General features: G+C 69.3%; 15 protein-coding genes and 1 pseudogene. 8 read left to right on the top strand and 8 right to left on the bottom strand.

Annotated features, from left to right (window positions below; translation table 11 throughout):
- The first annotated feature begins 2 nt into the window (after positions 1-2).
- The 4 genes and pseudogenes from GFH49_RS00375 to GFH49_RS00360 all read left to right on the top strand — a co-directional run bounded on the left by GFH49_RS00375 (position 3) and on the right by GFH49_RS00360 (position 3,295).
- Entirely contained in the window at positions 3-977 is a 975-nt protein-coding gene (locus GFH49_RS00375) for an AraC family transcriptional regulator (RefSeq protein WP_155053695.1), read from the top strand.
- A 241-nt stretch (positions 978-1,218) separates the two neighbouring features.
- Positions 1,219-1,914: a helix-turn-helix transcriptional regulator gene (locus tag GFH49_RS00370; protein WP_155053694.1), complete on the top strand. Its 696-nt coding sequence runs from the start codon at positions 1,219-1,221 to the stop codon at positions 1,912-1,914.
- Positions 1,915-2,106: 192 nt separating this feature from the next.
- A pseudogene (locus tag GFH49_RS00365) lies at positions 2,107-2,590 on the top strand (DUF305 domain-containing protein).
- A gap of 210 nt (positions 2,591-2,800) precedes the next feature.
- Positions 2,801-3,295: a DUF4396 domain-containing protein gene (locus GFH49_RS00360; protein WP_155053693.1), complete on the top strand. Its 495-nt coding sequence runs from the start codon at positions 2,801-2,803 to the stop codon at positions 3,293-3,295.
- A gap of 230 nt (positions 3,296-3,525) precedes the next feature.
- Here the strand turns inward: GFH49_RS00360 and GFH49_RS00355 are convergent, their stop codons facing one another.
- From GFH49_RS00355 to GFH49_RS00320, 8 genes are all read right to left on the bottom strand, one after another.
- Positions 3,526-3,924, bottom strand: coding sequence for a VOC family protein (locus tag GFH49_RS00355; protein WP_155053692.1), 399 nt, complete (start codon positions 3,922-3,924; stop codon positions 3,526-3,528).
- A gap of 319 nt (positions 3,925-4,243) precedes the next feature.
- Positions 4,244-5,296, bottom strand: coding sequence for a LacI family DNA-binding transcriptional regulator (locus GFH49_RS00350; protein ID WP_155053691.1), 1,053 nt, complete (start codon positions 5,294-5,296; stop codon positions 4,244-4,246).
- A 218-nt stretch (positions 5,297-5,514) separates the two neighbouring features.
- Positions 5,515-7,200, bottom strand: coding sequence for a glycoside hydrolase family 43 protein (locus tag GFH49_RS00345; RefSeq protein WP_155053690.1), 1,686 nt, complete (start codon positions 7,198-7,200; stop codon positions 5,515-5,517).
- Complete coding sequence (locus GFH49_RS00340; protein ID WP_155053689.1) at positions 7,197-8,117, bottom strand: carbohydrate ABC transporter permease; 921 nt, start codon at positions 8,115-8,117, stop codon at positions 7,197-7,199. The genes GFH49_RS00345 and GFH49_RS00340 overlap by 4 nt, the downstream gene beginning before the upstream one ends.
- Entirely contained in the window at positions 8,117-9,001 is an 885-nt protein-coding gene (locus GFH49_RS00335; RefSeq protein WP_155053688.1) for a carbohydrate ABC transporter permease, read from the bottom strand. Before GFH49_RS00335 ends, GFH49_RS00340 begins: the two co-directional genes overlap by 1 nt.
- 10 nt (positions 9,002-9,011) lie before the next feature.
- Entirely contained in the window at positions 9,012-10,352 is a 1,341-nt protein-coding gene (locus GFH49_RS00330) for an ABC transporter substrate-binding protein (protein WP_155053687.1), read from the bottom strand.
- 268 nt (positions 10,353-10,620) lie between these two features.
- Positions 10,621-11,712, bottom strand: a complete 1,092-nt coding sequence (locus tag GFH49_RS00325; RefSeq protein WP_155053686.1) for a LacI family DNA-binding transcriptional regulator — start codon at positions 11,710-11,712, stop codon at positions 10,621-10,623.
- Between the two features lie 668 nt (positions 11,713-12,380).
- A complete protein-coding gene (locus tag GFH49_RS00320; protein ID WP_196217805.1) occupies positions 12,381-13,394 on the bottom strand; it encodes a hydroxyacid dehydrogenase in 1,014 nt (337 codons plus the stop codon).
- Between the two features lie 389 nt (positions 13,395-13,783).
- On the opposite strand from GFH49_RS00320, the gene GFH49_RS00315 reads away from it, so the two are divergent.
- From GFH49_RS00315 to GFH49_RS00300, 4 genes are all read left to right on the top strand, one after another.
- Positions 13,784-15,136 (top strand): extracellular solute-binding protein, encoded by a 1,353-nt coding sequence (locus GFH49_RS00315; protein WP_155053685.1) that lies wholly within the window; start codon positions 13,784-13,786, stop codon positions 15,134-15,136.
- Complete coding sequence (locus GFH49_RS00310; protein WP_155053684.1) at positions 15,133-16,131, top strand: carbohydrate ABC transporter permease; 999 nt, start codon at positions 15,133-15,135, stop codon at positions 16,129-16,131. Before GFH49_RS00315 ends, GFH49_RS00310 begins: the two co-directional genes overlap by 4 nt.
- Positions 16,128-16,991: a carbohydrate ABC transporter permease gene (locus GFH49_RS00305; protein WP_155053683.1), complete on the top strand. Its 864-nt coding sequence runs from the start codon at positions 16,128-16,130 to the stop codon at positions 16,989-16,991. The genes GFH49_RS00310 and GFH49_RS00305 overlap by 4 nt, the downstream gene beginning before the upstream one ends.
- Before the next feature lie 82 nt (positions 16,992-17,073).
- Complete coding sequence (locus GFH49_RS00300; RefSeq protein WP_155053682.1) at positions 17,074-18,852, top strand: putative Ig domain-containing protein; 1,779 nt, start codon at positions 17,074-17,076, stop codon at positions 18,850-18,852.
- Position 18,853 lies beyond the last annotated feature (1 nt).

Here is an 18,853-nt window from a genome sequence, read left to right as displayed (position 1 = left end):
CCATGGACGCTCTCGCAGGTCTCCTCGAAGGTCCACGCGCGCGTGGTGCCTTCATGATCCGTGCGTGCTTCGAGCCGCCGTGGGCGATTCGGATCGAGGACCGCGCCCCGCTGACGGTGATGCTGATGGTCCGCGGCGCCGCCTGGATCCTGCCGGACGCGGGGGAGCACGGCGAGACGGGGGCCCCGACGGCCGAAGGCCGGGGGAGGGTCCGGCTGAGGCCCGGCGACCTGGCGATCGCCCGCGGCCCGGACCCGTACACCTGTGCCGACGACCCCGGCACCGCCCCGCAGGCCCTCATCCTGCCCGGCCAGGAGTGCCGCTACCCCGACGGCCGGCCCTTGAACGGCACCATGGACCTCGGCGTCCGCACCTGGGGCGACCGGCTCGACGGCTCCGCCGTGATGCTGATCGGCACCTATCCGATGCAGGGCGAGATCAGCGGCCGGCTGCTGGACGCGCTGCCGCCCCTGCTCACCCTCACCTCCGACGTCTGGCAGTGCCCGCTCACCCCGCTGCTCATGGAGGAGATCGTCCGCGACGAGCCGGGCCAGGAGGTCGTTCTGGACCGGCTCCTGGACCTGCTGGTCATCGCCGCGCTGCGGGCCTGGTTCTCCCGGCCCGACGCGGAGGCCCCCGCCTGGTACCGGGCCCTGGCCGACCCCGTCGTCGGCCGGGTCCTGCGCCTCGTCCAGGACGACCCGGCCCACCCCTGGACGGTCGCCTCCCTCGCCGCCAAGGCCGGCGTCTCCCGGGCCGCCCTCGCCCGCCGCTTCACCGACCTCGTGGGCGAGCCCCCGATGACCTACCTCACCGGCTGGCGCATGGCCCTCGCCGCCGACCGCCTCCGTGACACCGACGACACCATCGCCGCGATCGCCCGCCAAGTCGGCTACGGCAGCGCATTCGCCCTGTCCAGCGCCTTCAAGAGGGTGTACGGAGTCAGCCCGCAGGAGCATCGGACGCGGGTGGGGTAGGGCTTCGGTGGGCCCGGGGGGAAGGGGCGGGGGCGCCAGGTAGCAGGCCGGACCCGGCGTCTGGGTGTTCGGCAGGCAGCAGGCGGCAGGCGGCAGGCGGGTGGGGCGGGTTCGGCAGCCGACGCCGTGGGGGCGCGGGCGCGGGTGCGGCACCGAAGTGCTTGTGGCGGGCGGCGGGCCGCGTGGGACGGGCCGCGGGAGCGCGGTGCCCTTGCCGTGGGGCGTCTCGTAGCCTGTCCCTGTGTATGCGGAGCGGGCGTCGAGGCTGCCGGGTGCGGTGGTGTGGCGCCGGACGCTTGAGGATCCCGTCGTCCGGCCCGTGCTGCCCGACGGCTGCATGGACCTGCTGTGGAACGACGGCCGGTTGCTGGTCGCGGGACCCGACACACAGGCGTACGTTCCCGGAGGCGGCCCGCGGCAGTGGGCGGGCGTCCGCTTCCACCCCGGCACCGCACCGACGTTCCTCGGCGTGCCCGCACACGAACTGCGCGACCGACGCGTCGAGTTGGCCGACCTGTGGCCCGCCGCGGAGGTCCGGCGCCTGCGGGATCGTATCGACGCCGCCGCGGATCCCATGACGGCGCTGGAGGACGTGGCCTTGCGGCGGGCCGCCGACGCCGAGCCGCCCGACCCGTTGCTGCTTCGGGTCGTCACGGCGCTCGACACGGGCCGCACGGTGGCTGCCACCGCGGACGAACTCGGCCTCAGCGCCCGCCAGTTGCACCGCCGCTGTCTGACCGCCTTCGGCTACGGTCCCAAGACGCTCGCTCGGATACTGCGACTGCAACGCGCCCTGGCGCTGGCCCGCGGCGGCCTGTCCCTCGCCGAGACGGCGACTCGGGCGGGCTTCGCCGACCAGGCCCATCTCGCCCGTGACGTAAGGGAGTTGGCGGGCAGGACGCTCACGGAGCTTTCTCTGTCAAGTCCGACGGGTTGAGCATGAAGTTTCGCTGTGCTGGGACACCGGGTTCCGGCGCGTGGCACCGCCCACTGCTGCGGTGACGTACGGGTTGTGGCACGTGACCGCACGATGGGCGCGTGACCGTATCGATGGGCGCGTGACCGTACGGTGATCGCGTGACCGTAGGCATCGCGTCCAGGAACCGCCCAGTCGGGGGGCGCGCTCGTCCTGGCCGCCTGTGGCAGCGACGGCGACGGCGACAGCTCGGCCGGGCACGGCGGTAACGCCTCGAAGTCGCCCTCGGTGTCGGCGTCCGCCGACCAGGGCCGGCACGACGCCGCCGACGTCGCGTTCGCCCAGGGGATGATCCCCCGCACCGCCAGGCGGTGCAGATGGCCGGCCTCGCCCCCGGCCGGACGCGGTCGCCGGAGGTGAGGAAGCTCGCCGAGGACATCGAGAAGGCCCAGGATCCGGAGATCGAGACCATGTCCGGCTGGCTCACGTCCTGGGGCGAGGAGGTGCCCGCCGAGGGCGCCATGGACTACTCCATGCACGGCGACATGGAGGGCATGATGAGCGCCGAGGAGATGGACAAGCCAAGACCGAGCAGGCCGACGGTGCCTACGCCCCCGCCAAGAAGCTGGCCGGGGACATCATCACCTCGCAGACCGCCGAGATCAGCCGGATGAACGAGTTGCTCGGCAAGGACTGACCCCGTACCGACGTGCCCACCGCGGGGCCGGGAGGCGTCTGCCAGGCCCCGCGGTGGGCCCCGATACCGTCCGCGAATCCAGCGCCCCGCACAGTGCTCCAACGGCCCTTCGCGGGATCAGCCATCACTGGAATGATACCCCTGGGGGGTATATGGTTGGTGAGGGGGCCCGGGAACGGACCACACTGGACGGGAATGGGGATGAAGGCCATGGACCACACCGCTCACGAAGCCAGCGCAGTGCACGAGGGTCACCAGGGCGGGCCTGCCGGCGCGTCCTGGAGTACGGCGGCGAAGGCGACCCTGCACTGCCTGACCGGGTGCGCCGTCGGTGAGATCACCGGTATGGCGATCGGCACCGCCCTGCTGTGGGGCAATGTCCCCACCATGGCGCTGGCGGTCGGGCTGGCGTTCCTCTTCGGTTACTCGCTCACGTTGTTCGCCGTCCTGCGGGCCGGACTGGACCTCAAGGCCGCGATCAAGGTGGCGCTGGCCGCCGACACCGTCTCCATCGCGGTGATGGAGCTGGTCGACAACGGGATCATCGCCCTCACGCCCGGTGCGATGGACGCTCACCTGGACGAGGCGCTGTTCTGGGGTGCGCTGCTGGGCGGCTTCGCCGTGGCCTTTGTGATCACCACCCCGCTCAACAAGTGGATGATCGGCCGTGGCAAGGGCCATGCCGTCGTTCACGCCTACCACTGATCTCGTCAGCGGCCCGCCGAGCGGCTGGGAGCCCGCCCCCGCCCGGCCCGGGGGTTGGGCCTACGCCACAGTGCGGCCGGGGGAGGGTCTACGCCACGGTGCGGCCGGGCGCGGCAGCGGACGCTCGCGCTGCACGCGCGCTCGCCGTATGTCCGGCCATGCCGTCCCGGCCCGGAAGACGACACGGGGACGCTGACGGATCTGTCGACCTGTTCGCGCCGCCGGCGGAGTCACTCGGGCGCCAGCGGCGCGAACAGGTCGACCCCGTGGCCGTCGGGGTCGTGGACGACCGCGTAGCGCTGGCCCCAGGGGGCGTCCCACGGTTTTTGTCCCCCGTGGTACCCGGCACCGACCAGGTCCTCGTACACCGCGTCCACCTCGCCCGGGCCATCGCACAGCAGCGCCAGCGAATGCCGGCCGCCACCGGCCGGCGGCTGCCACCCGGGAACGATGGACCGGACCATCTCCTCGGTGTCCAGCATCAGCCGCACTCCGCCGGGCAGTCGGGCCTCGGCGTGCGGCTCGTTCTCGGCCCCTTCGGGGAAGGCGAAGCCGACGCGGCGGTAGAAGGCCACGGAGGCGGCCAGGTCGGCGACGACCAGGCCGATGGCATCGAAACGTGGAGTCATGCGGTCACCGTAGGCAGCGCCGCGGCCGTGGGTCTTGAAGGAATCGGACAGTTCGGCCCCGGAGCCTTCGGCACCCGTGTTCCGCGCGACGTCCTGTGCGAGGCCGCTCTCGCCGCCCACCAGCCGTCCGACGCCGAACTCGACACCCCCTCCTGCCCGCTGCCGCCCCCGGACGCCGGCGAACCCGTGGACCGCGGCGCCCCCCGTCGGAGACGGGCGCCCGACAATCGGGGCGCCTGGACAACGGGGCGCCTGACAACGGGGCGCCCGACAGCGAGGTGGGGACACCGGCTGAGGGGGGCGGGTCCCTCGGAGCCGTTCAACTGCGCCGTTCGGCGGGGCCCGCCGTACTCGACCGCTCCACCAGCCGTGTGGACAGTTCCGTCCGGGTGCTCTCCGGACGGTGGCCGTCCATCATCCGGACCAGGAGGCGCAGGGCGGTGGCCGCCATCTCGGAGACGGGCTGGCGGACGGTGGTGAGGGCGGGGGTGACCCACCGGGACTCGGGCAGGTCGTCGAAGCCGACGACGCTCATGTCGTGGGGGACCTTCAAACCCCGCTCGGACAGAGCCTCGTACACCCCCAGAGCCATCCGGTCCGAGCATACGAATACGGCCGTCGGCGGCTCCGGCAGGTCGAGGAGTTCGAGCATGCGCACGCGGGCGGCCGTCTCGTCGAAGCCGGCGTGGCGGACGTACTCGGGGCGCTGCCGCAGCCCGGCCGACGCGAGTGCCGAGCGGTAGCCGGCGAGGCGGGCGTCGCCGGCCATGGTGCGCCGGTGGCCGGCCACGACGCCGATGCGCTCATGGCCGAGCGACAGCAGGTGCTCGGTCGCGGTGACGCCGCCGTGCCAGTTCGCCGCGCCCACCGACACCACGCCCGGCGGCGGTTCCAGGACCGGGTCGATCATCACGAACGGGATGCGGTGCTGGTCGAGCCAGGAGTACTGGGACGGCGTCAGCTCCGCGAGGTTGAACAGCACTCCGGACGAACCGCGCGCGGTGAGCTTGTCCAGCCAGCCGCGGTCCGGCTGGTCACCCCGGCTCCGCGAGAGGCCGGCCGACACCACCACTTCCAGGCCCGAGTCATGGGCGGCCTCCTCCGCCCCGTGCAGTACGGCCCCCGACCATGAACTCTCCAGCGAATGCACCACCAGGTCGACCAGGCCCGGCGGCTTGCCCGCGTCGAAGCGGGGTCTGCGGACATAACCGAGCCGGTGCAGCGCCTCGGTGACCCGACGGCGGGTCTCCGGTGCGACGTCCTCGCGGCCGTTGACCACCTTGGAGGCGGTCGGTACCGACACCCCGGCCTCCCGGGCCACGACCGCCAGGGTCGGCCCGGCCGTCACGCTCGCACTCCCCGTACGGACCATCGGGAACCACCTCTCCGGCCCGCCCGAGGGCCTTCGAACGTTTCGAGCAGACAGTAAGCGCTTCCTACAGTAGGTTCGCTGCAGTTCCTCGGGAAGAGGCCGGAGTTCAGAGGGGTCCGCGGGCTCGGCTTTCGAAACTTCGAGCCTCGAACGGAATTTGGCGGCCATTTCAGGCGGCCGTCCGGCGGGCCTGCCCGTCAGCCGGACGTGCGGTCCGGTCAGTCGGCCGCGCAGTCCAGCCGGAAACCCGTGAAGTCGGCGGTGAACTCCGCTTCGACGAGGTCCCACGCGTGGATTCCGACCATGACTCCGGTGAAACGCAGCCGCGAACCGTGGTCGTCGGAGAGCTTGCCGAAGTCCAGCGGCGACCCGATGGGAATACGGTTACCGTCCCGTACGTACCAGAACCGGGCCTCGGCTTCCTCGACGGTCACGCCCAGGGTGACGGGCGTCGTCGCGTCGGCAACCGCTGTCTGCGCGGTGCCCTCCTCGTCCCGCTCCACCAGACGAAGCACCGTCCGGCCCGCGCCCCGCCACTGCTGGCCGTGCTGCCCCTCGCCCTCCGGTTCCGCCCAGGTCAGGTCGAGGGCGACGTAGGCCTCCGTGTTGTACCAGAGCACCAGCCCGGCACCCTGCGTGAAACTGAACGGCCTTGCGTCAAGCGTGACTTCGGCCTCCGCGCGGTGCTCGGTGATGCGCTGTGCGAGGAGGCTGTGCGCCCAGCGCGACTCGGGACCGTGCCGCCCGCGCAGCCGGATCCAGCCGGGGCGTGCGGTGGTGTCGGCCCAGGACGGGTCGGGATATCCGCGAGGGGAACTCCAGGGCCAGCCCAACGCGGATTCCGAAGCAACCGGTTGTGTAGATACAGCGGGTTCCAGATCCACCGGTTGTGTCGATACAGCGGGTGCACCGGGTTCCAGATCCACCGGTTGTGTCGATACAGCGGGTGCACCGGGCTCCAGATCATCCGGCTGAGTCGGTACGTCGACCTCGACCGCCGGATGATGCCCCCCGTGCCGCAGCCTCGGCCAGCCCTCCGCGTCCCATGTCACCGGCTGGATCGCCGTCTCGCGGCCTAGGGGACAGCGCGGCCCGTCCGGCGTCTGCAGCGGGCGGGCGGCGAGATGGCTCAACACCCAGTCCCCGCCCGGTGTTTGCACCAGTTCGGCGTGTCCGGCCTTTTGCAGCGGCAGTGACGGATCGTCCCGTGACGTCAGCAGCGGCCGGTCGTCCAGCTCGTACGGTCCGGTCACGCGGCGGCTGCGCGCCACCAGCACCCCGTGCTCGAACCCCGTGCCGCCCTCGGCGAGCACGAGGTAGTACCAGCCGTCGTGCCTGAGCAACTTCGGCCCCTCGACCAGCCGTTCGTGCTGGAGCAGCAGATGCGTACCGCCGACGGGCGCCAGCGTGTCCCGGTCCAGCTCGGTCAGGACGATGCCCGCGAAGCGACTGCCGCCGGGGCGGTGATCACTCTGCAGGTTGACCAGCCACAGCCGCCCCTCGTCGTGGAAGAGCGCCGGGTCGAAACCGTGGCTCACCACCCGGCGCGGTGCCGACCACTTGCCGTCGATCTCGGTCGCCGTGGTGACGTATGTGTCCAGATCGAAGTACGGCGTCCCGACCGACCGGACGATCGAGTACGTCATCCAGAACCGCTCTCCGTCCCAGCTCAGGGACGGCGCCCAGACGCCGCCGGAATCGGGCACCCCGGCCAGCGAGTCGCCGGGGACGGCGCCCCGGACATGGCCCGCGTACTGCCAGTGCGCCAGATCCCGGGAGCGGTGGACGGGGATGGTCGGGAACCACTCGAAGGAGCTGGTGGCCACGTAATACCAGTCCCCGACGCGCACAAGCGATGGGTCGGGAGCGAAACCGCGGATGACCGGATTGCGCAGCAGGGTCACTTCAGGGCCCCCAGGGTGACGCCGGTCCGCCAGTAACGGCGCATCGCGACCATCATGATCGCCATCGGGACGATCGACAGCAGCGCGCCGGTCAGCACCAGGCTGGTCAGGTCGACACCGGATTCCAGGCGTTTTCCGGACCAGTTGTACAGGCCCAGGTTGAGGGTCCAGTTCTCCTCGCCGCGCAGCACCGTGAGCGGGAGGAAGAAGGCGTTCCAGGTGTTCACGAAGGCGAGCAGGAACACGGTGGCACCGCCCGTCGTCATCATGCGCAGCACGATGCTGAAGAAGATCCGCAGCTCGCCGGCGCCGTCGATGCGGGCCGCTTCGAGGAGCTCGAAGGGGACCGTGGCCTCGGTGTACACCTTGGCCAGATACACGCTGAACGGGTTGATCAGACAGGGGATCAGCATCGCCCAGGGCGTGTCGACCAGCCCGATCTCCGAGAACAGCAGATAGAGGGGGAGGGTGAGCAGGGCGATCGGGATCAGGAACGAGCCGACCACGCAGGCGAACACCAGGTTACGGCCGGGGAATTGGAAGCGTGCCAGTCCGTAACCGGTTGCGAGGGCGATCAGCGTGCCGCCGAGGGAACCGACGCCCGCGTACAGGAACGAGTTGGCCGTCCAGCGCAGGAAGATCCCGTCCTCGTAGGTGAAGAGCTGATGCAGGTTGTCCCACAGATGCCAGCCGGAGAACCACAGGCCGTTGCTCTGGTACAGCCCCGTCCGGTCCTTGGTTGCGGCGACGATCAGCCACCACACCGGGAACAGGCTGTACACGCTTGCGAGGACCAGTCCGATCAGCAGGAACCGCTGCCCGCCGCGCGTGCGGGCCGCCGGATCCGGGTGGGTGAGACGCCGGACGGAGCGCGAGTCTGTCGGGGGCTGCTGGGCGCGGTTTTCGGTGAGCGTCATCAGTCCGCCTCCCTCGAAGTGAGCCGGTAGAAGAGGAAGGAGGCCACGCCGAGGATGAGTGCGAGCAGCACCGACAGGGTCGCGGCGTAGTGGTAGTCGCCGGCGTTGAACGCCTGATTGTAGATGATCATGATCGGGGTGAAGTTGCCGTCGACCGTCTGCGGTGTCACGTTCCGGAACAGCGCGGGCTCGTTGAAGATCTGCAGCATCTGGATGATCGACAGCATGCCGGTCAGCACCAGTGCCCCCCGCACATACGGGATCTTGATGCTCAGCGCGATCCGTCGCTCGGAGGCACCGTCGAGCCGCGCCGCCTCGAACAGCTCGCGGGGCACGCCTTGCAGCGCGGCGTAGATGATCACCATGTTGTAACCGATGCCGTGCCAGGTGAGCAGATTGCCGATGGCCGGCCAGACCATCGACGGCGCGAAGAAGTTCCAGTCGAAACCGAATGCGTCACCGAGGGGCGTCAGCGGGCCGACGTCCGGGCTGTAGAGGTTGACCCACACGACGGCGGCGACCACACCCGGGATCATGTACGGCACCAGGAGCACCACCCGGAACCGGCTCGCCGCCCGCGAGGTGACCGCGTCCAGCAACAGCGCCAGCACCAGGCTGATCAGCAGCATCACCGGGATCTGCACACAGGCGAACAGCACCACACGCAGCACGGCGCCCATGAACGCCGAGTCGGTCAGGCCCTCTCGGTAGTTGTCCAGACCCGCGAACTCCTCCGTCGAGCCGCCGAGCCCCAGGCCGGACTGCTGCTCGACGAAGAGCGACTGGTAGACCGCGTACCCGATCGGGAGGAGGTACAGGAACACGAAGCCGAGCTGGAAGGGCACCGTGAACGCGGCACCCTTCCAGCGCAGGGAACGAATCATCAGGAATGCCTCAGCCCTTGACGCTGATACCGCGGGACTTCAGGTCGTCGACCGTCCACTCCTGCATGTGCGCCAGCAGATCGGTGACCTTCTGCTCCTTGCTGACGACCTTGGCCCAGCCGCTCTGCATCTCCGTGAACATCGCGGTCCAGTTGGGGCCGAAGGTCCAGTCGGTGGTGACCGTGTTCAGGCTGTCCTTCACGACCTGCTGGGCCGGTTCGTAGTTGTCGCCGAGGAGCTTCTGGGAAACCGCTTCCCCGACATACGCGTCGCTGTCGGCCAGGGCCGGCATCACGCCGTTGCCCGTCTCCGGGCTCGCCATCGTCTTCACGGCGCCCAGGTCGGTGGACATCCACAGCGCGGCCTCGGCGGCCTGCTCCTTGTGCTCGCACTGCTCGGTCACCAGCGTCACACTGCCGGTCAGGTTGGTGCCCGCCGGGGTCTTCGCCGCCTCACCCGTGTACGTCGGCCACGGCGCGAGCGCCCACTCCCCGAAGGACTTGGTGAAGTTCTGCACCATGCCCGCCATCTGCCAGGTGGAGATCTGCCGGGTCGCGGTGCCGCCGTCGTCGTAGTTGCGCTGCACGGCCGCGTAGTCGGCGAAGGACAGCTTGGAGTTGAGGTCGTTGTCGATGATCTCCTGGATCACCTCCGCGGCCTTGAGCGTGCCCTCGTCCTGGAAGTTCACCTTCCAGGAGTCGCCGTCGACCGAGTACCAGTGCGCCCCGGCCTGCATGGCCAGCACCTCAAGGGTGCTCGGGTCCTCACCGGCGAAGTTGGTGATCTTGACGCCGTGCTTCTTCAGCTCCTTCCCCGCTGCGATGAAGTCGTCCCAGGTCGCGGGCGGCTCGATGCCGTACTTCTCGAAGATGTCGGTGCGGTAGATCGTGAAGTTGGGGGACGAGCTGGTGGGAACGCCGTACACCTTGCCCTGCACCTGCGCGCTCGCCCAGGAGCCGGTGTTGAACTTGTCCTTCTCACCCTCGACGTACTGCGTGATGTCGGCGAGCGCGCCCTCCGACACCCAGCTGGTCACATACTCGGCGGTGTTCTGGACCAGACAGGGCGCGTTGCCCGCCTTGACCGCGTTGGTCAGCTGGGTCTGCATGGCCAGCTGGTCGGTCACCTTGGTGTACTTGAGCTTGACGTCCTGGTGACTGGCGTTGAACGCCTTGACGACGGCCTCCTGGCCGTTGGCCCAGCCCCAGTAGGGGAGGGTGACCGGACCCGAGGCATTCGAGTCCCCGGTGTCCCCGGAGTCCGACCCCCCGCATGCGGAGAGCAGACCTGTGAGCGCGAGCCCGGCCACGGTGGCGTGGGCGATTCTTCTCCGGGGGCTGCTGAAGTTCATCTGACCGTGATCCTTCGGAATTAGGCGTCTCAGAACGAGAGGACGGCGGCTCGGTACTGGCCAGGAAAGACGGCCGAAGGGCGTTGGCTCACGGCCCGGTCGGGCCGGCCAAGCGCAAGCTGTAGTAACCGGTTGCTGTGGACGGTAGGCGGATTGATGCCGTCCTAGCAAGAGGTACGGCGCGATTTGTTGGGCCAAGTCGAGAAACTGCGGGGAAAGCGTTTACGAAACGAACGACCGTGGGGGTGAGGACGGGCCGGTGGCAGCCCTAGCCGCGCAGCGTAGACGGGGGTTTCACCGAGTTGCGTACGACGACATGGGTGCCCAGCACCAGGTGGTCGCCGTCGGCGCCCCTGCGGCGGTCCGGGCCCACCTCGCGGCGGTCGGCGACCGCACGCAGCGCGACCCGGCCCATCTCCTCGTACGGCACGTGCACGGTGGTGAGCTGCGGCGTCAGCTGGGCGGAGAGCGGAATGTCGTCGTAACCGACGATCGAGACGTCCTCGGGCACGCGCAGCCCGGCCGCGCGCAGCGCCTGCATCGCACCGGCGGCGACCACGTCCGTACCGGCGAGCACCGCGGTGAAGCCGGGCGTCTCATACAGTGCCCGCGCGACGGCCGCGTACCCGTGCTCGTAGTCGTACTGGCCGTGCCGCACCAGATCCGGATGAAGCTCCACGCCGTACGCCTCGAAGGCGCGTTGGGCGCCCTTCAGCCGGCCCTGGGCGGTGGTGAGTTCCGCGTGTCCGGGCAGGACGAGCACCCGTCGGTGTCCGGCCGAGAGCAGATGGCTGGCCATGGCGTAGGCGCCGCCCTCGTTGTCGTAGTCGACCGTCGTCGCCGGGACGTCGCCCTCCAGCGGGGGGCGGCCGACCAGCACCAGATGCGAGCCGGCCGCGTCCAGGGAACGGGCGAAGCGGGCCATGCGCAGCTGGTACTCGTCGTAGTCGTAGGCCCCGCCCAGCAACACCACCGCCGCGACGCCCTGTTGGCGCATGAGGTTGACCAGGGCGAGTTCTCGCTCGGGGTCGTCTCCGGTGGTGCCGACCAGGGAGAGCCAGCCGCGCAGGGTGGCGGCGCCCTCGACTCCCTTGGCCACGTGGGCGAACGCCGCGCCGGTGATGTTGTTGATCAGTATGGCCACGGTGGGGGTGCCGCCGCCCGCGAGGGAACGGGCGTGGGCGTTGGTCACGTAGTCCAGGTCCCGGACGACCTTCATCACCCGGCGGCGCAGGTCCTCGGAGACCGGGTAGTTGCCGGACAGCACCCGGGAGACACTCGCGACGGAGACGCCCGCCCGTGAAGCGACGTCACGGATGGTGGCCCGTCCGGCATCCCCGGCCGCTTTGCGCTGACTCACCCCTGCGGCTCCTTCACCATCGTGCTCTCCTCACACCCGCGGCCGGCCCACCCCGACGCCGGGTTCCGAAACCGTATCCCATGCCTGCACCGGGCCACTTGGCCTGTGGATAACGGGTGCGGGCGCCTGCGGCGGGCTGTGCGGGTGGGTGGGGTGCGGTGCGGGTGCCTGCGGCGGGCTGTGCGGGTGGGTGGGGGTGGCTGTAGCCGCTGCGGGGGTAGCCGTAGCGCTGGCGTGGGCCTGTGCGGGTGGGGGTGGGGTGTGCGTGGTGCCTGCGCGGGTCCGCGTTGGTGGGTGCGGGGTAGCCGTAGCGCTGGCGTGGGCCTGTGCGGGTGGGGTGTGCGTGGTGCCTGCACGGACCCGCGCAGGTGGGTGCGGGGTGTGTGGGGTGTGCGTGGTGCCTGCGGCGGTCCGTGCAGGTGGGTGGGTGTGTGACGGCGATGCCTGCGGCGGCCCGTGCGGATGGGCGGGGATTCGCGTAGCGCCTGCGGGGCGTGGTGGGGCGGGGCCTTGCCGACGGTGTCCGGCCCCGGAACGTCGCGGAGCGTTCTCCGGGCAGGTCGCGGGCGCTGACGCGGCAACCGCCGCCGGCGGACACACCCGGCGCGTCCCCTTGCCGCCGTGCGCGACCGCGGGTGCGTTTCGGGTGTGGTTCATTCGGGTGCGGTTCAGGCGACACGGGTCAGGTCCGCCTGTCTTACCTCGTGCATCACCGGTAGCCCCGCCGCCAGGCGTTCCGACTCCTCTACGACGATCCGGCCCAGCCGCTCCAGCTCGTTGCCCAGCGAGCCGGCGATGTGCGGCGTGAGGAACACGTTCGGCAACCGGTACAGGGGCGAGGAGGCGGGCAGCGGTTCGGGTTCGGTGACGTCGAGGATGGCGTGCAGGCGGCCGGAGACGAGTTCTTCGGTGAGGGCGTCAGGGGCGATCAGGGCGCCGCGGGAGGTGTTGATGAGGACGCCGCCGTCCTTGATGAGGGCGAGGCGGCCGGCGTCGAGCATGCGGTAGGTCTCGGGGATGTCGGGGGCGTGCAGGGTGACGATGTCGCTGGCGCCGAGGAGGTCGTCCAGCGGCAGGAGGCGGGCGCCCAGGGCCTCGGCCTCGGCGGACGTGACGTAGGGGTCGTGCAGCAGCACCGTGAAGTCGAACGGGCGGAGCAGCTCCAGGAGGCGGCGGCCTACGCGCGAGGCGCCGATGACGCCGATCCGGCGGCCTACGTTGCCGGTGTGCGCGGTCTCGGCGTGGGTCGGCTGGGCGTGGGTGGCGCGGAACCGTTCCCGGTGGGTGAAGGTGTCCTTGCCGGCCAGCAGGATCATCGCGAGGGTGTATTCGGCGACGGGCAGCGCGTTGCCGGTGACGGCGCTGGAAACGGTGATCTTGCGTTCCCAGAGGGACTCGCCGACCAGTGAGCGCACCGAGCCCGCGGCATGCAGGACGGTGCGCAGCCGGGGGGTCGCGGCGAGGGCGTCGGCGTCGAGGCGCGGACAGCCCCAGCCGGTGATCAGCACTTCGGTGGCGGCGAGGGTGGCTGCTGCCGCGGGGTCGGTGAAGTCCCGTACGACAAGTGCCGTGTCGAGGTCGGTGGCCTTCTGCAGCCGCGCCATGAGGGGCGGGGGGAAGAGCAGGGGCAGGTGCACCGGATCCATCGCGAACACGGCCCGCGGCGGCTGTGGGCTGGGCATGTCTCTCCTGAGGCGCTGAGTGGAACAGCTGACGGAAAACGGTTTCAGAAAGCGTCTTCTACCGTAGGTCTGCGGGGAAGCAGTGGTCAATCGGTTGGTGGGGGAGCAGACTTGAAATCGGTTACTTGTGGCTCCCAGGCTTTGGTGGTGCCGACGTGGAACCGGCCGGAGCTGGGCTGTGCCATGCCTCGCGGCAACCGGTTCCCGACCTGTGGCCGATGTCGCTGAGGTTACACAGACTTTTCGAAAGTTCGCCAAGAGTCTTGACGTGGTTTCCGGACAGGAAGAAGCTCTGCCCCACTGCTCGACAACCGGTTGTCCAACCTCACGGTCGGCTTTCGACTCACGTTCGAAATATCGAACAAAACGAAGTGAGAGGTAGTGCGTTCATGCACCCACGTGCCGGTGCCTCCCTGAGCCGCCGCCGATTCCTCGCCCTGTCCACAGCAGGTGCCACGGTCGGCGCGGCAGCGCTGAGCGGCTGCGCCCTTGAGGTGTCCACCGGGGTCGGCGGCGGCTCGGGCGAGACCGTGACGATGATGGTCAAGGCCGACGACATCACGCCCGAACTGGTCCAGCAGGCCCAGAAGGACACCGGCATCACGATCGAGCGGGTGGACTACGACATCACCAAGCTGATCGCGATGCTCACCGCGGGCAACCCGCCCGACCTGGTGCGCGGTGTCGGTGCCACCGACGGGGCCTACTTCGCGGCCCGGGACGTGATGCAGGACCTCGACCCGTACTTCGCCAAGAGTGACGTGCTGAGGCTCGACGACCTGGACCCGGTCAACGACCTGTGGCGTTACGACGGCCGGTCACAGGGCAAGGGCCCCCGCTACGGCATGGCGAAGGACTTCTCCCAGGACTCCATGTTCTGGTACAACACGACGGTCTTCGACGACAGGGACGTCCCGTACCCGGCGGAGACCGAGCCGATCACCTTCGAGGAGTGGATCGACAACGCCAAGCGGCTCGTACGCCGGTCGCAGGGCCAGACGCTCGTCTTCGGCGGCAGCTACAGCGGTCTGACCCGGACCACGCTGCTGGCGACCATGACGGCCTCCGCCGGCGGCAGCCTCTTCAACGACGACTTCTCCAAGGTCGACTTCACCACCCCCGAGGCCCGCAAGGCGCTGGCCTGGTACATCGACTACTGCAAGCTCAAGGTCGGCCCCAGCCTCATCCAGCCCGACCCCAACGGCTGGGACGGACCGACCTTCCAGGCCGGACGGATGGCCATGTCGAACTCCGGCTACTGGCTGGGCGGCATGATCAACACCGACCCGAAGCTGGCGAAAGTCGCCCGGCTCGCCCCCGCCCCGGTCTTCGCGGGCGGCGCCCGCATCAGCGCCTGCCAGGGCGGCACCGGCCTGTGGATGCCGAGGAAGGCGAAGAACAAGGACGCCGCGTGGCGGATCTTCGAGTGGTACTTCGGCGAGGCACCGGCCAAGTCCCGGGCGTCCGGCGGCTGGGGCATTCCGACCCTGAAGTCCCTGCGCGAGCTGATGCCCGCCCAGGAGGACTACCAGAGACGGGCGTTGCAGGTGCAGGAGAACGAACTCAAGCACTTCTCGGTGGTCGCCTTCACCCCCTACGCCACGGCGGACGCGATCGACGCGCTCTTCAGCCGGGCCGCTCCGGCCGCGATGAACGGACAGATGTCTGTCGACACGCTTGCCAAGAACCTGAACACGGTCATCAACGACCAGCTCAAGCGCGGTAAGGAGCAAGTGGGATGAGCGTCGATCAGATCTCCTCCGTGGCGGACCGGCCGCGCTCGTCCGCGGACGCCGGCCGGACGCGCCCCGCCAGGCGGCCGGGTGCCTCGATGACCGCCCGCAGACACCGCGCGTTCTACGTGTTCACCTCACCGTGGATCATCGGGTTCCTGCTGCTGACCATCGCGCCCATGGGGTACGCGCTGTGGCTGAGCTTCACGACGTTCGACGGCATCTCGCCCAACTGGCACTACGTCGGACTCGGCAACTACCGCGAGCTGATGAACGACTCGGTGACCTGGGACGCCCTGGGCCGCGCGGGCCTGTTCGCGGTGATCTCGGTGCCGTTGTCGATCATCGCCGGACTCGGGCTCGCCGTCCTGGTGAACCGGCCCATCAGGGCGCGCGGGGTGTTCCGCACCCTGCTCTATCTGCCGGCCGTGGTGCCGCCGGTGGGCGCGGGCATCGCCTTCAAGAACGTCTTCGACCAGAACTCCGGTGCCGCCAACGGTGCGCTGACCTTCTTCGGCTTCGACGCCGTCGGCTGGCTCGCCGACCCCTACGCCCGCTACGTCCTCGTCATGACGGTGCTCTGGGCCGCCGGAAACATCATGATCATCTCGCTGGCCGGGCTCCAGGACGTCCCCCGTGAACTCCACGAGGCCGCCCGCATCGACGGGGCGAGCGCCTGGCGGACCTTCCGCAGCATCACGGTGCCGCTGCTGTCGCCGGTGCTGCTGTTCCAGACGGTGACCGGCATGATCGCCTCGGTCCAGACCATCATGCCGATGCTGCTGGCGCCGCTCAGCACCCCGGCCGGGCTCACCACGGTCCCGCAGTCCAACTACACGTACATGATCCACGTGTTCTCGCAGTACTTCGCGCTCGGCCGCTACGGCTACGCCTCCGCACTGCTGTGGGTGCTCTTCGTACTGATCCTCATCGCGACCGGCCTCATCTTCAAGTTCACGTCGGGCGTGGTGTTCTACAACGTCGACCCGGAGGCGAAGAAGTGACGGCCACCAGTCTGAACCCCAAGCCGCCGCTCCGCGTGCGGATACGTGTCAACCGCCTTGTCCTCTACACGGTCCTCGTCGTCGTCACCGGCCTGTTCCTCGGCCCCTTCGGGTGGCTTGTGCTCACCGGCCTGAAGGCACCGGACGAACTGGCCGCCGCTCCCGTGCACTGGCTGCCCGACACCTTCCAGTGGCACAACTTCGCCGACGCCTACCAGCTCATCGACTTCCTCGGCTACGCCCGCAACTCCCTGATCATCGCCTCCATCTACGCCGTCCTGGTCACCCTCAGCTCCGCCTGGGTCGGCTTCGGTTTCGCCCGCCTCGACGCGCCCGGCAAGAAGACGCTGTTCGGCATACTGCTCGGTTCGATGATGCTGCCGCAGATGATCACCCTGCTGCCGACCTACCTGATCTTCGCCAAGCTCGGCATGGTCGACACCTACTGGCCGTGGGTGCTGTGGGGCCTGTCGTCCGCCCCCTATCTGGTCTTCCTCTTCCGCCAGTTCTTCGCCGGCCTGCCCCGCGAGCTGGAGGAGGCCGCGATCGTCGACGGCTGCGGCTACGCTCAGATCTTCTGGCGGATCTTCCTGCCGCAGTCCTGGCCGGTGCTCAGCGCGAGCTTCGTGATCGCCTTCACCTGGACCTGGGGCGACTACATCGCTCCCCAGCTGCTGCTGTCCACCGACAAGACCACGCTCTCCGTCGCCGTCATGACCACCTACATCTCCTCGGCCGGAACACCCATCGCCAACCTCCAGGCCGCCGCCTCGGTGATGTACGTCATCCCGATCCTGCTGATCTTCCTCGTCGCCCAGCGCGGTTTCGTCGCCGGGATGTCCACCTCGGGACTCAAGTAACGCACCCCCCTCTATTCCGCACCCCCCTCTATTCCGCACCCCCCTCTATTCCGCACCCCCCCTTTACTCAAGGAAGCTTTTGATGAACGACACTCAGAGCACCGGCCTGTCCCGGCGCACCGTCATCCAGGCCGCGGGAGCCGCCGCGGCGGCCTACTCCCTGGTCGGAACCGCGGCAGGCACCGCGGCGGCGGACGACAGACCGGAGGCCGCCGACCGGCTGGTGATCCACCCCGTCCCGGGCTCGATGCCGATTAACACCACCTTCGTCGTCAAGGCCCGCACGCCCGGCGGCCAGTGGAAGCCGGTACCGGTGCTGCGCGTCGGCACGAAGACCATCAACGAGAAGACCGGCGGCGGCATCATCCGGCAGACCTCGGTCGCCGGCCTCGACTTCACCGGCACCGTCGAGGTGCAGGTCACCTGGTCCAAGGGCGCCATCCCCTCCGCACGGATCCGCCCGCTGTCGTACGGCATCACCCCCGAGGTCAGCGGCGACACCCTCACCTTCAGCCTCACCGAGCCGCGCAACCTCTCCATCGAGATCGACGGCGACATCTACGGCAACCTGCAACTGCACGCCAACCCGATCGAGATGACACGGCCCGAAGCGGACGACCCCGACGTCATCTACTTCGGTCCGGGCGTCCACACCGTCCCGAACAACCTGCTGCAGGTACCCAGCGGCAAGACGGTCTACCTGGCCGGCGGCGCCGTGCTGAAGGCCCAGGTGTCGTTCAAGAACGTGGAGAACGCCCGGCTGACCGGCCGCGGCATCATCGCCGAGACGGACGGCGGCACCACGGTCGCGTTCTCGAAGAACATCGAGATCGACGGCATCCTCGTGATGAACCTCAAGACGGGTTACTCGTGCACCATCGGCCAGTCGAAGCAGGTGACCGTCCGCAACCTGCACTCCTACAGCAGCGGCCAGTGGGGCGACGGCATCGACGTGTTCAGCAGCGAGGACGTCCTCATCGAGGGCGTCTGGATGCGCAACAGCGACGACTGCATCGCCATCTACGCCCACCGCTGGGACTACTACGGCGACTGCCGCAACGTCACCGTCCGCAACTCGACCCTGTGGGCCGACGTCGCGCACCCGGTGAACATGGGCACGCACGGCAACCCGGAGAAGCCGGAGACGATCGAGAACATCGTCTTCAGCAACATCGACATCCTCCAGCACCGCGAGCCGCAGGTCCTCTACCAGGGCTGCTTCGCCCTCAACCCCGGCGACAGCAACCTCATCCGGAACGTGCGCATCCAGGACGTCCGGGTGGAGGACTTCACCTGGGGCCAGCTGATCAACATGCGGGTCATGGCCAACCGGTACAACGCCGCGCCCGGCCGGGGCATCCAGAACGTGTACGTGCGCAACCTCACGTACGACGGCACCCACGCCAACATGGCGATCATGACCGGCTACAACGCGGACCGGCCGATCGACAGCGTCACGTTCCAGAACCTGGCGATCAACGGCACGGTCGTCTACGACAAGATGCGCAAGCCGGGCTGGTACCTGACCACCGACATGGTCCCGATGTACGCCAACGAGCACGTGAAGAACCTCCGCTTCCTGGACTCGGCCACGGCGGCCTCCACCACCGCGCCCGAGATCACCAGCGCCGGTGAGGCCACGGCCACCGCACGCCAGGTCTTCAACCACCTCGTCACCGCGAGCGCACTGCCGACCTCGTTCAGCGCCGAAGGGCTGCCGAAGGGCCTGGACATCGACACGGCCACGGGCCAGATCTCCGGCACCCCGCAGGTCCCCGGCGCCTACCCGGTCACCGTCTCCGCCACGAACAGCGTGGGCACGGCGACCAAGTCCGTCACGCTCACCGTGCAGCACCCGTAAC

This window comes from Streptomyces blattellae (assembly GCF_009709555.1).
Taxonomy (GTDB): Bacteria; Actinomycetota; Actinomycetes; order Streptomycetales; family Streptomycetaceae; genus Streptomyces; species Streptomyces blattellae.
This window is presented reverse-complemented; position numbering and strand designations above follow the sequence as displayed.